The sequence below is a fragment of the Haloferax sp. KTX1 genome (assembly GCF_902410085.1).
Taxonomy (GTDB): domain Archaea; phylum Halobacteriota; class Halobacteria; order Halobacteriales; family Haloferacaceae; genus Haloferax; species Haloferax massiliensis.
In genome coordinates this window covers 26,925-40,731 of sequence record NZ_CABPRH010000010.1, presented here as the reverse complement: position 1 = coordinate 40,731, position 13,807 = coordinate 26,925, and the positions used below count along the sequence as shown (strand labels likewise).

The following is a 13,807-nucleotide window of genomic DNA, read 5'->3' as shown; positions in this document are numbered from 1 at the left end:
GACCGGTTACGATTTGTTCTGAAATATTCCAACTCCCTCGATTCGGGCGTGGTGGCAACTACTCGATGAACTCGACGTCTCCGAGGTCGAGCGACGTGTCGATATCGACCGTCATCGAGTCGGCGGCGAACTGTTCGGCGAGCCACGCCTCGGCCCGGTTGAGTCGATACTGGAGCGTGGAACTCGGCACGCCGATTTCCTCGGCGATTTCGCTAACCGAGGCCTCTCGGGGTTCCTCGTAGTAGCCGCGAGTGAGTGCGGCTTCCAGTGCCGTCTTTTGCGCTGTCGTAAGGTCGTTCTGTGTTCGTCCGTCTTCGAGCAGGCAGGGCGGTTCGCCGAGTCGTTCGACCGTCAGCGAAAGTCCGTCCCGGAGATTCGCTCGAACCTCGTCGTGTAAGGCTCCGAGCGAGCCGTCGACGAGGATGTGCCAACGGAACTGGTCGCGGCGGCGTTCCGACCGCAGTATCACTCCCTCTCCGAGGTGGTTCGCGGCGGCGGTTGGGATCGACCGTCGGTCGTCGCCTTCCCGCTGGAGCGAGTAGACTTTCCGCGATTCCGGGTTCGACGAGAGAATCTCGTACCTGTACTCGGTGATCGGTGCGCCGCACATTCCGACCGAACTCGAATCTTGGGCGACCCGTTCGAGGCGCTCGTCGTACTCGTCGAGGACGGACGGTGTGCCGACGAGTTTCTCGACGCCCCATACCGCCTCGTTGGTCGCTTGTACCTGCATCGACCGCGCGTACAAATCGGGGTGCTCGATGAAGGCGTCCATCAACGGGTCGACCCCTCGTTCGTACTCGACGGTGAACACGACCTCGCGCATTGTGGGATAGTTCCGCTCAGTGCGTATAACCACTCGGACTGGCTCCGACTCCAGAACCGCTCTTCTGGTCGGTTGTACGTCTCCCGAGCGGCCGATTCAATCGGAGAAAACCCGAAAATAAATCACTCCTCTCGCTTCCGCGGTTGTGGACTCACGCCGCGTCGAGGTGGAACTCGACGACCGCGCCCTCGTCGTCGTCGGTCTCCGGGAGCCGAAGCTCACCACCGTAGGCCTCGACAATCCACTTCGAGAGCCAGAGGCCCAGCCCGTTGCCGTGGGTGAGGTCGCTCTCTTCGACGTTCTGTTCGATGAGTTCGCGCTGGTGGTCGGGGATGCCCGGCCCGTCGTCCGCGATTCGCACGACGACCTCGCTGCCGACGCGCTCGTAGGTGATTTCGACCGTCGGGGCGGGGCCGGCGTGTTCGAGCGCGTTCTCGACGATTTCGCGGAAGGCGATTTTCAGCTTCTTCCCGCCGACGACCGCGGCGGAGTCGTCGCCGCGGACGGTGATAGTCGCCTCCGGGTTGGCCGCCGAGCGGTCGTCGACCAGCGGTTCGAGGAGCGCGCGCAGGTCGACCGTCTCACCCTCGGGGTCGCTGTCGACGAGTTGGGTAACCGTTTTGACCTGGTCGCTCATCGTCCCGAGGTCGTCGCCGGTCGCTTTCAGGCGCTCGCCGATGCGGACGGCCGCGTCGTCGCCGCCGTCGGTGGCGAGTTGGTCGCCCCAGCCGAGCAGCAACTGCGCGGTGTGCCGGAGGTTGTGGCGGACGAGTCGGTTGATGACCGCCGACCGCTTGTACTGTTCCGATAGCTCGCGGGTCCGAATCCGGCGCACGTCGTTGAGGCCGATGAGGACGTGCGCGACGGCGCTCACGCCGACGACCACGGCGGCGCTGAAAAGCGGCTCGCTGACCGTCCCGCCCGCGGCCCGCTGGTAGCTCCCGATGAGCGCGAGGACGAACGCGGTGACGACGACGCCGAGGAGGTTCCAACCGGCGACGCGGGCGATGTGGATGGTCTTGAGGTCGCTTCGGTAGACGACTGGACCGAGGGCGACGAAGAGCACCGAGATGACGAGTCCGAAGGCCGCGGCGACGAGTCCCGCGAGGTCGGATGCGACCGAGCCGACGCTGTTCGAGACGATGACGAACAGGGCCAGCCCGGTGAGACTGAGCGACCCCGCGCTGACGAGACGAGAGACGTTCACAGTTCGTTGACTCCCGTTGGAGTAATAACGTTTCTCTGAAACGAGTTGTCACTCGGCGTTGACGCGGTACGGAAGCCCCTCGGGGTCGAAAACGCCGTCCGCGTCGCACTGCGTCGACACCGGGCCGACGGTCGCCTCGCTGTCGGTCGGATACCACGCGCGGCCGGCCGGCGAGACGACGAAGCGGGCGTCCCGGTCGCCGACGAACACGAGCCCGCCGCCCTCGAACGACTCCAGCGGCTCGATGCCGAGCGCCTCGGTCAGAGACGCCACGAACGACTCCACGTCGGGGACGGCCATCCCGACCTCGGTCGCGCCGCGGAGGTCGGTCGCCGGGTCGAACTCGCCGGTCGCGTCGCCGTCGTAGCAGACGTACTCGATGACGTTGCCCTCGGGGTCCTCGAAGTAGACGGAGTCACAGCCGAGGAAGTCGAACCGGACGCTCGGCCCCTCGTCGGTGTCGAGCACGGCCACGCCCTCGCGGTCGGTCAGCCACGCGACCACGGAGTCGGCCGCGGCGGAGACGGTGAACGCGAGGTGGCCGGGGTCGGTGTCGCCGAGTTCGAACCACAGGGTCGTCTCCCCGGCGGTCGCCGAGCGCTGCGACCCGGGAACGGCCGCGAAGCCGAGCGTCTCGACGTAGAACTCACACAGCGAGATGGGGTCGGTCGCGGCGAGGGCGACGCGGGTGAACTTCATGGTCCCACGTCACCGCGACGCGGTTTAACGGAATCGCTCGCGTCGGCCGACTCGGTCGCGGCGACGGTCGGTGACCTGACCGGTGACCGCCGCGGCGGGCCGCCCGGACTCGCCGCGACGGTCGAGCGTCGAAATCGCTTTCTCCCGGATGGACGAAACCGACGTATGAACGACTCGCAGGAATCGATTGCCGACCGCGAGTGGCGGCTGATTCGCGAGGAGGTCCGACCGGGACCGATGCAGATGGCGCTCGACGAGGTCGCGGGCGAGACGGCCGCCGCGGGCGGCCCCCGGACCGTTCGCGTCTACTCGTGGGAGCCGAGTTGCCTCTCGCTCGGGTACGGACAGGACCCCGAGACGGTCGATTGGGACTACTGCGACCGCGAGGGTATCGACGTGACCCGACGGCAGACCGGCGGCGGCGGCATCTACCACGACCGCCACGGCGACGTGGCGTACTCCATCGCCGCGCCGAAATCGGAGCTCCCGGGCGACCTCATGGACTGCTATCACCTGCTGTGCGAGCCGATTCTCGACGCGATTCGCGCGGTCGGCGTGGACGTGGACTTCGTCGACGACGACGTGCCCGTCATCTGGCACCCCGCCTGCTACCTGCGGGCGCTCCACCCCGCCCACGACATGGTCGCCGCGGGCCGGAAGGTCGCGGGCAACGCCCAGTACCGCCGCCGCGACGCCGTCGTCCAGCACGGCTCTCTCACCTACTCGGTCGACGCCGAGACGCACCTCGGCGTCTTCGACGGCCACGACGTGACGCCCGAGGCGTTCCGCGAGCGCGTCGTCGGCATCGACGAACTCGCAGACGCCTCCCGCGACGAATTCGTCGCGGCGCTCACCGAGTCGCTTTCGGGGTTCGTCGACGCCGAAGAAGGGTCGTGGACCGACGCGGAGCTCGACCGCGCGCGGGAGAAAGTCGAAGAGAAGTACCGCGCCGACGACTGGGTTCGCCGCCGGCCGGGGTCGCGGTCCGAGTGAGCGGCGGCCGTCCGGGCCGCCGACTCCGAAGTCCCTTTGTTCGGGTACCCCGTCGGACTCTCCATGCAAGTCGGCGCACACGTCTCGATGTCCAGTTCGAAGGTCTCGTCCGACGACGAGACGCCACCGCACGGTAACGTCGCCAACGCCGTCTTCCGGCAGGTCGCCTTCGGCGGCAACTGCGGGCAGATTTTCACCACCTCGCCGCAGGTGTGGCGCGACCCCGACATCTCCGACGCTGAGGCCGAACTGTTCCGCGAGGAGACCGCCGACAAACTGGCCGGCCCGTGGGTCATCCACTCGTCGTACCTCGTCAACCTCTGTACGCCCAAAGACGGCCTCCGGCAGAAGTCGCTTGACTCGATGCAGACGGAGGTCGACATGGCCGACAAACTCGGCATCGAGTACGTGAACGTCCACCTCGGGGCCCACACCGGCGCGGGCGAACAGCAGGGCCTCGACAACGCCGTCTCCGTCCTCGACGACCTCGACATCCACGACGGCGTCACCGTCCTCATCGAGTCCGACGCGGGGTCGGGCACGAAGATGGGCGACGACTTCGCCCACCTCGGCTACGTCCTCGAGGAGTCCGAACAGGACCTCGACGTCTGTCTCGACACCGCCCACGCGTTCGCCGCGGGCTACGACCTCTCGACGCCCGCCGCCGTCGACGAGACGTTCGAGGAACTCGACGCCGAGGTCGGCCTTGAGCACCTCAAGTGCGTCCACCTCAACGACTCGAAACACGAGTGCGGGACGAACAAGGACGAACACGCCCTCATCGGCGAGGGACTCATCGGCGAAGAGGGCATGCGCGCGTTCATCAACCACGACGCCATCGTCGACAACGACGTGCCGCTCGTCCTGGAGACGCCCACCGAGGACGGTAAGGGCTTCGCGTGGAACATCGACCGCGTCCGCGAACTCCGCGCCGACGCGGAGTAAGCCGCCGAACGGGCGGCCGCTGACCCGTCGCATCGACTGTTTCGACTGTTTTTTGGGTCGCCGCGCCCGACTCCGCGTGTGCGACGCTTCTCGGAATCGTATCTCCGGCGGACGCGAGAGGGTATGTGGGACGACTCCCGCGCGGCCCTCGCCGACCTCGACCTCGGCGATCGGACCCGCATCCTCGACGTGGGCTGCGGGACCGGCGAGTTCACGCGCGTCCTCGCGGAGGCCTCGGATGCTCGCGTCGTCGGCGTCGACGCCGACACCGACCTGCTTTCTGTCGCCGCCGACCGCGCCGGCATCGAGGCGGTCGCCGGCGACGCGACCCGACTCCCCTTCGCCGCCGACAGCTTCGATTTGGTCGTCTGTCAGGCGCTCCTCGTGAACCTCCCCGACCCGACGGCCGCGCTCAGCGAGTTCGCCCGCGTCTCGTCGGACCTCGTGGCGACGGTCGAACCCGACAACGCCGCCGTCGGCGTCGATTCGACCGTCGAATCCGAGGCAGCGCTCGACCGCCGGGTCAGAGACGCCTTCCGCGACGGCGTGGCGACCGACGTGGCGCTCGGCGACCGCGTCCGCGGGCTGTTCGCCGACGCCGGCCTCTCGGTCGTCGGGACCCGTCGGTACCACCACCGCAAGCTGACCGAACCGCCGTACGACGACCACGACGTTCGGAGCGCGGCCGAGAAGGCGACCGGTGAGGGGCTCGACCGCCACGAGGCCGACCTCCGCCGCGGGCTCGACGACGACTCCTACGAGTCAGTCCGCCGGGAGTGGCGCGAGATGGGCCGCGAGGTCGTCCAGCAGATTCGAGACGGGGAGTACCGCCGGGCCGAGGTCGTCCCGTTCGACGTGACGACGGGTCGGGTGTAGCCGGGCCTGCTCGTCGGGCCGAACCGATGGCCGAGTCACCGGCCGAAAAACGAGACCGTCCGTTCAGTAGCCGACCGCGAGCTGTTCGTGGACGGCGTCGCCGCTCTCCAGTTCGTCAGCGAATGCGATTGCGAAGTCCTCCATCGAGATGCGGCTCTCGCCGTCCTCGTCGGCGACGAGTTCGCCGCGGGCGGTCCGGAACTCGCCGGTGCGTTCGCCGGGTTCGATGAGCGCCGCGGGCGCGACGTAGGTCCACCGCAGGTCGTCGGCGTCTTCGAGCAGGCCGTACGCCTCGATGGCGGCGCTCGCGACGGGTTTCCACTCCTCGGGGAACTCCGGCGAGTCGATGAGTCGCGTGTCGGGGGCGACGTTCAGGATGCCCGCGCCGCCGGTCCAGACGAGGCGGTCGACCGAGGCGCGGCGCATTCCGTCGAGGACGGCGTCGAGCATCTCGACGAGCGCTTCGGGCGACTCGTCGTCGCTCGGGCCGAGCGCGGAAGCGACCGCGTCGTGGCCCGCGGCGAGCCGCGCGAGTTGGTCGGCGTCGGTCGCGTCGCCGGCGACCGCCGAGAAGTCGGGGTCGTCGACGCCGCCGACCGCGCCGCTTCGGGAGACGCCCGTAACCGCGTGCCCGCGGTTCAGGAGTTCGTTGGCGATTCGCGTGCCGATTCGGCCGCTCGCACCGAGGAGGAGTACGTTCATGATGGGTGTGTTGTGTGTCGTGAGTCGTGTTCGCCGTTCGGTTCGCCGCGACGATGCGGTCACATCGCCATACTTGATCAAGGAGAGTGAGTTTAATATACCTAAGCGAACCTCGGTGTGAGTAGGTCACACCGATGTCACCGCACCAGAGCCTCGAAGCGAAGTACGAACAGTGCCCGGTCATCAAGACGCTCGAAGAGATCGGCTCGCGGTGGCGGATGACGGTTATTCACGTGTTACGCGAGGGTGACCTCCGGTTCAACGAACTCAAGCGCGCGACGGGCGCGAACTCTCAGACGCTCTCGCGCGTGCTGGACGACCTCCAGGAGCTGGGGTACGTCGAGCGGGAGGTCGAAGACGGCAGCCCCATCGCGGTGTACTACTCGCTCACACGGAAGGGCGAAGAGCTGCTCCCGGCGTTCGACGACATCTACGAGTGGGGAGAAAAATGGATGTCCGCGGACGGTGGCGCTGAGTCGTAAGCGGCGGTTCGCGGGCGCTCAGCCGAGGAACAGGTCGACGAAGTTCCCGTTCGACTTGCCGCGGTAGAGTTCCGAGTAGCCGCAGTTCGCACACGAGACGACGGTGAACTGGCGGTTCTGGATGTCGAACATCTTCGAGAGGCCGCTTCCCGTGGTTGCGATGGAGTCGATTTCGGTCTCGGAGTGGCCGCATTTCGGACAGCCGTCTCGGTCGGCGCTTGGTGGAGGGCTCATGTTGAACCGTTGAACTACCCCCGTGAAAAATGTACCTCCGAAACCACTTCCTTTCTCGCGCCCGCTGGTGAGCGTATGCCCGCCGGTGGTCTCGTGTTCCTCCTCTTCGTCCTCCTCAGCATCGGTGCCGCAGTCGCCCTCTACGCCGCGATTCGAGACGAGACGCGGGACCCGCCGACGATGAGCCGCGACGAGGCGGAGCGCCGCGCACGCGACGAGGGGATGCGCTACAACGAGGCGCGCGGCCGCGAGACCGACCGCGCCGACGACCGCGACTGGTAGCCGGTCGCCCCCGACTCGGTCCGGCCTCGACTCGGCTCCGCCCTCAGACCACGTCGCCGCGGACCGACGTGCCGGTCTGTTCGGCCCGGTAGGCTCGCATCGCCTCGACGGCCGTCTCGGCCTCGTCTCCCTCCAGTCCGAGCATCTCCAGCGCGCCCGAGAGCGTCGGGAAGGCGAACTCGCCGTTTCGGAGCTTCGACATCGCGTCCGACGACCGCTGGCCGTCGGCGTAGAGGCAGACGCCGCGGGGGTCGAGAATCTGCTCGTAGGCCTCGCGTTCGACCGCGCCCTTCAGCCGCTGGGTGACGTTGTCCTCGAAGGAGGCGTTGCACACTTCGAGGTGAACCGGTTCGTCGTCGTCGGGGAGCAGGTGGGCGGCGAGACACTTTTCGGGGGCCGCGTAGCCGTTTGTGTTGGCTCGAAGCAGGTCGGGATGCTCGCGCGCCCACTCGGCGCGGACGCTCTTGCCGACGCCCTTCACGCCGTGAGACCGCTCGAACGACTCGGCCGCGTCGGGGTCGCCGCGGAGGAGGATGTCTTTCGTCACGTACACGTCGAGTCGGTCGAGGGGGTCGAGGCCGAGCGCCACGTCGCCGTAGACCCACACCTCGCGGACCGGGACGGGGAGCGTCTCGGACTCGACGGCGTCGACGACGGCGGCGACGCGGTCGAGGGCGGCGTCTCTGTCCATCGACTGTCCCTGTGGGTCGGAGGGCCAAACCGGTTGCGACCGAGCGCGGTCGGGTCGTCGGCCGAGCGCGCGAGCGACGCCGCGGTCGCCCCGAGGCGAAACCCGTATCCCTCCTGCCGGGCAACCGACCGGCAATGGAGTGCGACAAGTGCGGCCGCGACGCGGTGATGCACGCGGCCTACTCCGGGGCCCACCTCTGCGACGACCATCTCTGCGCCTCGGTCGAGAAACGCGTTCGCCGCCGCATCCGCGAGGACAACATGCTCCCCCGCGACGCCAGCCCGGAGAACCCCCAGACGTGGGTCATCGGACTCTCCGGCGGCAAGGACAGCGTCGTCCTCACACACATCCTCGACGACACGTTCGGGCGCGACCCGCGCATCGAACTCGTCGCCCTCACCATCCACGAGGGCATCGAGGGCTACCGCGACAAGTCCGTCGACGCCTGCGTCGACCTCGCCGAGGACCTCGACATCCACCACGAACTGGTCACCTACGAGGACGAGTTCGGCGTCCAGATGGACGACGTGGTCGAGAAGGACCCCGAGAACATGGCCGCCTGCGCCTACTGCGGGGTGTTCCGCCGCGACCTGCTCGAACGCTTCGCCGACGACCTCGGCGCGGACAAACTGCTCACGGGCCACAACCTCGACGACGAGGCGCAGACGGCGCTCATGAACCTCTTCGAGGGCGACCTCAAGCAGGTCGCAAAGCACTTCGACGCCAGCATCGGCGACTTCGAGAAGCGCCGCGACGCCGGCGAGTTCATCCCGCGGGCCAAGCCGCTCCGCGACGTCCCCGAAAAGGAAGTCGCGCTCTACGCCCACCTGAAGGACCTCCCGGCGCACATCACCGAATGCCCCCACTCCTCGGAGGCCTACCGCGGCGAGATTCAGCAGTTGCTGTTGAAACTCGAAGAAAACCACCCCGGCACCCGCCACTCCATCATGGCGGGCTACGAGGAGTTGGCCGAACTGACCGCCCGCGAGTACCGCGGCGAGGGCCGCGTCGACCTCAACGACTGCGAGCGCTGCGGGTCGAAGACCGCCGGCGACGTCTGTCGGAAGTGCCGGCTCATCGAGTCGATAGAAGCGGTCTGATCGGGACGGAACCGCACGGAACTCGTTTTCGGACGCGTCTTACGAGTCGGACAGCGTCGCATCGACTGAACCGGCGGCGACGCTCGCGGGGCGAAGAAAAATCGCTCGTGAAAAAGAACCCACGAAACCCGACGGGCGCGGCGGCGTCCGCGCGGGTCGGACGGGCGTTACCGGATGACGTCGAGACCGTTGTTCTTCTCGACTTCGTCGCGGCCGCCGTCGGACCACGTGCCGCTCTGCGCCGTCTGGGCTCGTTCCGAGCTATCGAACTCCGAACCCGAACCCGAGTGCTGTTGTTGCGACTCGCGCGACTGGATGCTCTGACGCGACTTGTCGGCCTGCTTCTGCGTCGTCGGGCCGAGGACCTGCGCGGACTGGACGCCCGTCATGATGGCCATGACGCGGACTTTCCCCTTGTACTCGTCCTGAATGCGAGCGCCCCAGATGACGTTCGCGGCGGCTTCCAGTCGTTCGGTGATGTTGCTCGCGATTCCCTCGGCCTCCTTCAGCGTGAGGTCGGGGCCGCCCGTGATGTGGACGAGACCGCCGGACGCACCGCGGTAGTCCACGTCCAAAAGCGGGTGGTTCATCGCGTCGTTGACCACCTCTTGGGTCTTGTTTTTGTCTTGGGTCTCGCCGACGAGCATCACCGCGACGCCGCCCTGATTCATGATGGTCGACATGTCGGCGTAGTCGAGGTTGATGAGCGACGGTTGGGTGATGGTCTCCGAGATGCCCTTGACGGTCTCGGCGATGATCTGGTCCATGACCGAGAACGCCTTGCCGATAGGCAGGTTCGGGACGTAATCGAGGAGGCGGTTGTTGTCCAGCACGATGATGGAGTCGGCCTCGTTCCGGAGGTTTTCGAGTCCCTCCTCGGCCTTGACCGTCCGGGCGCGCTCGACGTTGAACGGAGTCGAGACCATGCCCACGACGATTGCGCCCTGCTCCTTTGCGATCTTCGCGACGACGGGGGCCGCACCGGTCCCGGTGCCGCCGCCCATCCCCGCGGTGACGAACACGAGGTCGGCGTCGCCGAGCACGTCCTTGATCGTGCCCTGTGCCATCTCGGTTGCACGTTCACCCATCGACGGGTCACCACCGGCACCGAGACCCTGCGTCAGGGACTTCCCGACGAGGATTTTCGTGTCCGCTTCGATCATCTTCAGGTGCTGCTTGTCGGTGTTGATGGCGACCGTGTCGGCCCCCTCGACACCGATGTTGTACAGGCGGTTGATGGTGTTGTTGCCGGCACCACCGGCGCCGACGATGACGATTCGCGGGTCACCGAACTGGTCGTCGCTGTCGTCGAGCGACGACTGCGTCTTGCGCTCGGCCTCGTCCCGTTCCATCGCCTCGCGAACGATATCCTGCATAGTTACACCTTTGCCCAGCCGCGCTTGCTGGTAGATTCGCGCTGTCGCTTGTCTGTCGTCTGTTCATTGAGCATCTCGCGAACGGCGGAACGGATTGCTTCGGATCGGTTCGGGAACTCTCCCGTCTCGACCATCCGCTCGACCTCCTCGATCTGCTGCTTCGGAATTCGTAGTGTCACACGCTCCATGTTTACATTCCCCCGGTAAGACGGCGCGCCGCACTCGTGTGCGTGTGTCTTACACCCGGAAACCGACGGACGACGCCGGGTTTCGGGCCGCCGTCGGGTGGCTGTAAGACAACCGTCTTACGCGATAATCACCACAGAGGGATAGAATATAAATGTAACGGCGATTGTAAGACAGGAGCTGAATATCCCGTATAGGGGGCTTTAATCGCCGGTTATGCTTGTTCCAGAACGTCGGCCGCGGGCGTCCGACGGCCGCAGTCGGGGCAGAACGCCCAGTCGGAGCGGAGCTCGTCCCCGCATTCACAGAACACGCGGTGGGACGTCTTCTCGCCGCAGTTCGGACAGTACACGTGGTCTGGACCCACGGATTCGCCACATTGGCTACAGCTCATCTCGGAGCCGTCCGCGTCTGCGGACTCCAGTTCCTCTCGTGTCTTACGAACCGTATTCGGGCTCGATTCGCCGTCGACGCCCGCGTTTACGCGGGATTCGTCGCTCGAACCATCGACGTTGATGTTGACGTTCAACTCCGAGGGCGTCGGACGTTCGGCCTCGCGGGCCGCCGCGGCTTCCTCGACGAGCGACGGGAGGCGTTCGTCCAGTCGGTCGTCGACGAGTTCCTCGACCCGCGCCGAGAGCGCACCGTCCAGTCCGTCGTCTCCGGCGGCGGTGTCGGACGCGTCGCCCGCGGCGTCGTCACGTTCCAACTCGTCGAGGTACTGACGGAGCGCCTCGCGCATCACCTCGCTTTTCGAGGTGTCGAGGCGGTCCAGACGCTCGACGAGGGCGTCGTCGGCGCGGAACGTGATTTTACTCATTACTCGGGGATTATCTCGGCGGCATATCAATGTTCGCACGTGTCTGACACACAGCACACGCACGCGGCGGCGAGAATGATAATGGTTAAACGCGTCGGCCGGATAGCAGTCGGTGACCGCTCTTAGCTCAGCCTGGCAGAGCAGCCGACTGTAGATCGGCTTGTCCCCCGTTCAAATCGGGGAGAGCGGACTGAACTTCAACACCCGCGAGCGGAGCGAGCGGTGTTGTATGTGAAGGACGTCTCGACCCGATTTGAGCAGCGAGCAACGCGAAGCGTTGCGAGTGAGTTCAAATCGGGGAGAGCGGATTTTCACCTCATTTTACTCCGAAAGCCTCGGCTTGTCCCCCTCCCCACGAGCGCAGCGAGTGGGGAACAGCGAGCAACGCGAAGCGTTGCGAGTGAGTTCAAATCGGGGAGCGCGAGCCATCGTCGAGATGGGACACGGCCACACTCGTTTTCGATTCTCCGCCACCAAATCCCACACGAACAATCGGAGTATATCTCGCCGCGACCCCGTGATTTACTGCCGTCTACCCGCAACCCGACAGCATGAATCTTCGACCGCTCGGCACGACCGGATTCGACGTCTCTGAAATCGCGCTGGGAACGTGGCAACTCGGCGGAAGCTGGGGCTCGGTGACCGACGAGGAGGCGTACGACGCCATCGAGGCCGCCCTCGACGCGGGCATCAACTTCCTCGACACCGCGGACGTGTACGGTGACGGCGACAGCGAGCGCCGAATCGGAGACGTGCTCGCCGACCGCGACGACGACGTCGCCGTCGCCACCAAGGCGGGGCGTCGGCTCGACCCGCACGAGGCCGACGGCTACAACCACGAGAACCTCGAACGGTTCGTGGACCGAAGCCGGGACAACCTCGGCGTCGACTCGCTCGACCTCGTCCAGCTTCACTGCCCGCCGCGGGACGTGTACTACCGACCCGAGGTGTTCGACGCGCTCTCGGAGCTCCGCGACGCCGGGAAGATAGACCACTACGGCGTGAGCGTCGAGAAGGTCGAAGACGGGCTCAAGGCCATCGAGTACGACGGCGTGGAGACGGTCCAGATTATCTTCAACCCACTTCGACAGCGACCCGCGGAGCTGTTCTTCCGGGAGGCCGAGCGCCGGAACGTCGGCGTCATCGTTCGCGTCCCGCTCGCGTCGGGACTGCTCACCGGTGCCCTCTCCGAGGACGCCGAGTTCGGCGAGGACGACCACCGGAACTTCAACCGACACGGCGAGGCGTTCGACGTGGGCGAGACCTTCGCCGGAATCCCGTTCGAAGACGGCCTCGCCGCCGCGGACGCGATGCAGGAGGTCGTCCCCGAGGGGGTGTCTCTCGCGCAGTTCACGCTCCGCTGGATTCTCTCGTTCGACGCCGTGAGCACCGTCATCCCCGGGTCGAAGTCGCCCGAACACATCCGCGACAACGTCGCCGCGGCGTCGCTCCCGCCGCTTTCGGCCGACCAGTTCCAGCGCGTCGAAGAGGTCTACGACGCGTACGCGCGAGAGCACGTTCACCACCGGTGGTAAGCTAGCCCAGTCGCGGGCTCGGGGTGTGACTCCGCGGTTCCGTGGCGGACGGATAGTTGCTACCCTCCCACAGAAGACACTTACCACCCGACACGTTCGGTTCCGGTCGTGCCCTCCCGCAAGACGCTTCTTTTGGCAGTCGCCGTTGGGGTCGCGCTCGTCGGCGGGTCGGTTGCGCTCGACGCGACGACCCCCGACAGGACGTACACCTACGAGGTGAGAGAACTGTCTCCCGCTCCTGAGGACGCCGCCGAGGCCGTCGTGGACGACACCACGGTCGACCCGGCGGGGCCGTCGGCGGTGTTCGTCGCCAGCGACGGTCCCGGCGACCGACCGGAACGGACGGCACTCCGCGAGGCCGCAAACGGGTCTCGAACGAAGGCGGAGTCCCCCGACTCGCTCGTCGACCGCCGGTACGCCGTCGTCGGGACTAGCGGCATCACCTCGGACGTCGATGAGGTCTACCGCCTCCACGAACGCGAGGACGGTGGGACGGTACGAGTCACCGCCGAGCGAGTCGCGTTGCACGCGTTCTACGACGAGCTCGCGGTCTCCGCCACCACCCCGCGACGACGCGAACTCGTTCGAACGGGAGAACTTCGGACACGCGAACGCCTTACTGCGGTTCTCATCGCGTACGACGGGCGGTACTACCGCGTGACCCAGCCACCGCTATCAGCCCGGTACGCGGGTGTGAGAACCGACCTCCACAACGCGGGGTACGTGCTCGGAAACGGGGTTGCACTCGTCGCAGGGGTGTGGTACGTCCTCGAACGGTGGGGGCGATACGTCTGGGGCGATGGTCCCGAGGTTCGTCGCTGACAGCCAGTGAGGAACCCGGCGAGACCGGGAC

Annotated in this window: 16 protein-coding genes, 1 tRNA gene and 1 pseudogene; 9 read left to right on the top strand and 9 right to left on the bottom strand. The window is 66.6% G+C overall.

Annotation, left to right across the window (positions count from 1 at the left end; all coding sequences use genetic code 11):
• Positions 1-58: 58 nt before the first annotated feature.
• From FY251_RS15105 to FY251_RS15095, 3 genes are all read right to left on the bottom strand, one after another.
• On the bottom strand, positions 59-826 hold the full coding sequence (locus FY251_RS15105) for a helix-turn-helix domain-containing protein (protein WP_148415928.1): 768 nt from the start codon (positions 824-826) through the stop codon (positions 59-61).
• 151 nt (positions 827-977) lie between these two features.
• Positions 978-2,033 carry a sensor histidine kinase KdpD gene (locus FY251_RS15100; RefSeq protein WP_148415927.1) on the bottom strand — a complete coding sequence of 352 codons (1,056 nt, stop codon included), beginning with the start codon at positions 2,031-2,033 and terminating at the stop codon, positions 978-980.
• Positions 2,034-2,081: 48 nt separating this feature from the next.
• On the bottom strand, positions 2,082-2,732 hold the full coding sequence (locus tag FY251_RS15095; RefSeq protein WP_148415926.1) for a VOC family protein: 651 nt from the start codon (positions 2,730-2,732) through the stop codon (positions 2,082-2,084).
• 165 nt (positions 2,733-2,897) lie between these two features.
• On the opposite strand from FY251_RS15095, the gene FY251_RS15090 reads away from it, so the two are divergent.
• The 3 genes from FY251_RS15090 (at position 2,898) to FY251_RS15080 (ending at position 5,546) form a co-directional block, all read left to right on the top strand.
• Positions 2,898-3,725: a biotin/lipoate A/B protein ligase family protein gene (locus FY251_RS15090; protein ID WP_148415925.1), complete on the top strand. Its 828-nt coding sequence runs from the start codon at positions 2,898-2,900 to the stop codon at positions 3,723-3,725.
• A gap of 63 nt (positions 3,726-3,788) precedes the next feature.
• Positions 3,789-4,670 (top strand): deoxyribonuclease IV, encoded by an 882-nt coding sequence (locus tag FY251_RS15085; protein WP_148415924.1) that lies wholly within the window; start codon positions 3,789-3,791, stop codon positions 4,668-4,670.
• 123 nt (positions 4,671-4,793) lie between these two features.
• Complete coding sequence (locus tag FY251_RS15080) at positions 4,794-5,546, top strand: methyltransferase domain-containing protein (protein WP_148416058.1); 753 nt, start codon at positions 4,794-4,796, stop codon at positions 5,544-5,546.
• A gap of 63 nt (positions 5,547-5,609) precedes the next feature.
• Here FY251_RS15080 and FY251_RS15075 read toward each other — a convergent pair whose 3' ends face one another.
• Entirely contained in the window at positions 5,610-6,248 is a 639-nt protein-coding gene (locus FY251_RS15075; protein ID WP_148415923.1) for an NAD(P)-dependent oxidoreductase, read from the bottom strand.
• 134 nt (positions 6,249-6,382) lie between these two features.
• Between FY251_RS15075 and FY251_RS15070 the strand changes: the two genes are divergently transcribed.
• On the top strand, positions 6,383-6,730 hold the full coding sequence (locus FY251_RS15070) for a helix-turn-helix domain-containing protein (RefSeq protein ID WP_089779297.1): 348 nt from the start codon (positions 6,383-6,385) through the stop codon (positions 6,728-6,730).
• 18 nt (positions 6,731-6,748) lie between these two features.
• Here the strand turns inward: FY251_RS15070 and FY251_RS15065 are convergent, their stop codons facing one another.
• On the bottom strand, positions 6,749-6,964 hold the full coding sequence (locus tag FY251_RS15065; protein WP_007274834.1) for a zinc ribbon domain-containing protein: 216 nt from the start codon (positions 6,962-6,964) through the stop codon (positions 6,749-6,751).
• A gap of 75 nt (positions 6,965-7,039) precedes the next feature.
• On the opposite strand from FY251_RS15065, the pseudogene FY251_RS15060 reads away from it, so the two are divergent.
• Positions 7,040-7,225, top strand: a pseudogene (locus FY251_RS15060) (hypothetical protein); the annotation flags it as partial.
• A gap of 64 nt (positions 7,226-7,289) precedes the next feature.
• On the opposite strand, the gene FY251_RS15055 reads toward FY251_RS15060, so the two are convergent.
• On the bottom strand, positions 7,290-7,937 hold the full coding sequence (locus tag FY251_RS15055) for a hypothetical protein (RefSeq protein ID WP_148415922.1): 648 nt from the start codon (positions 7,935-7,937) through the stop codon (positions 7,290-7,292).
• Between the two features lie 134 nt (positions 7,938-8,071).
• On the opposite strand from FY251_RS15055, the gene FY251_RS15050 reads away from it, so the two are divergent.
• Positions 8,072-9,037 (top strand): TIGR00269 family protein, encoded by a 966-nt coding sequence (locus tag FY251_RS15050; RefSeq protein ID WP_148415921.1) that lies wholly within the window; start codon positions 8,072-8,074, stop codon positions 9,035-9,037.
• Between the two features lie 167 nt (positions 9,038-9,204).
• Here FY251_RS15050 and ftsZ read toward each other — a convergent pair whose 3' ends face one another.
• The 3 genes from ftsZ to FY251_RS15035 form a co-directional block, all read right to left on the bottom strand.
• Positions 9,205-10,413, bottom strand: coding sequence for a cell division protein FtsZ (gene ftsZ, locus FY251_RS15045; protein WP_007274830.1), 1,209 nt, complete (start codon positions 10,411-10,413; stop codon positions 9,205-9,207).
• A 2-nt stretch (positions 10,414-10,415) separates the two neighbouring features.
• The gene (locus tag FY251_RS15040; protein WP_004970382.1) at positions 10,416-10,601 is read right to left on the bottom strand and encodes a ribbon-helix-helix domain-containing protein; all 186 of its coding nucleotides are present in this window, start codon (positions 10,599-10,601) and stop codon (positions 10,416-10,418) included.
• 212 nt (positions 10,602-10,813) lie between these two features.
• Entirely contained in the window at positions 10,814-11,419 is a 606-nt protein-coding gene (locus tag FY251_RS15035) for a zinc ribbon domain-containing protein (protein WP_148415920.1), read from the bottom strand.
• 116 nt (positions 11,420-11,535) lie between these two features.
• Between FY251_RS15035 and FY251_RS15030 the strand changes: the two genes are divergently transcribed.
• The 3 genes from FY251_RS15030 (at position 11,536) to FY251_RS15020 (ending at position 13,776) form a co-directional block, all read left to right on the top strand.
• A tRNA-Tyr gene (locus FY251_RS15030) sits at positions 11,536-11,609 on the top strand.
• A gap of 361 nt (positions 11,610-11,970) precedes the next feature.
• Entirely contained in the window at positions 11,971-12,954 is a 984-nt protein-coding gene (locus FY251_RS15025; protein ID WP_148415919.1) for an aldo/keto reductase, read from the top strand.
• Positions 12,955-13,062: 108 nt separating this feature from the next.
• On the top strand, positions 13,063-13,776 hold the full coding sequence (locus tag FY251_RS15020) for a hypothetical protein (protein ID WP_148415918.1): 714 nt from the start codon (positions 13,063-13,065) through the stop codon (positions 13,774-13,776).
• Positions 13,777-13,807: the final 31 nt, after the last annotated feature.

Excerpts from the sequence above, each read along its gene's own strand:
- FY251_RS15080 (WP_148416058.1), top strand. The coding sequence starts at position 4,794 with ATGTGGGACGACTCCCGCGCGGCCCTCGCCGACCTCGACCTCGGCGAT.
- FY251_RS15075 (WP_148415923.1), bottom strand. The coding sequence starts at position 6,248 with ATGAACGTACTCCTCCTCGGTGCGAGCGGCCGAATCGGCACGCGAATC.
- FY251_RS15055 (WP_148415922.1), bottom strand. The coding sequence starts at position 7,937 with ATGGACAGAGACGCCGCCCTCGACCGCGTCGCCGCCGTCGTCGACGCC.
- FY251_RS15065 (WP_007274834.1), bottom strand. The coding sequence starts at position 6,964 with ATGAGCCCTCCACCAAGCGCCGACCGAGACGGCTGTCCGAAATGCGGC.
- ftsZ (WP_007274830.1), bottom strand. The coding sequence starts at position 10,413 with ATGCAGGATATCGTTCGCGAGGCGATGGAACGGGACGAGGCCGAGCGC.
- FY251_RS15050 (WP_148415921.1), top strand. The coding sequence starts at position 8,072 with ATGGAGTGCGACAAGTGCGGCCGCGACGCGGTGATGCACGCGGCCTAC.
- FY251_RS15040 (WP_004970382.1), bottom strand. The coding sequence starts at position 10,601 with ATGGAGCGTGTGACACTACGAATTCCGAAGCAGCAGATCGAGGAGGTC.
- FY251_RS15085 (WP_148415924.1), top strand. The coding sequence starts at position 3,789 with ATGCAAGTCGGCGCACACGTCTCGATGTCCAGTTCGAAGGTCTCGTCC.
- FY251_RS15035 (WP_148415920.1), bottom strand. The coding sequence starts at position 11,419 with ATGAGTAAAATCACGTTCCGCGCCGACGACGCCCTCGTCGAGCGTCTG.
- FY251_RS15070 (WP_089779297.1), top strand. The coding sequence starts at position 6,383 with ATGTCACCGCACCAGAGCCTCGAAGCGAAGTACGAACAGTGCCCGGTC.
- FY251_RS15095 (WP_148415926.1), bottom strand. The coding sequence starts at position 2,732 with ATGAAGTTCACCCGCGTCGCCCTCGCCGCGACCGACCCCATCTCGCTG.
- FY251_RS15105 (WP_148415928.1), bottom strand. The coding sequence starts at position 826 with ATGCGCGAGGTCGTGTTCACCGTCGAGTACGAACGAGGGGTCGACCCG.
- FY251_RS15025 (WP_148415919.1), top strand. The coding sequence starts at position 11,971 with ATGAATCTTCGACCGCTCGGCACGACCGGATTCGACGTCTCTGAAATC.
- FY251_RS15090 (WP_148415925.1), top strand. The coding sequence starts at position 2,898 with ATGAACGACTCGCAGGAATCGATTGCCGACCGCGAGTGGCGGCTGATT.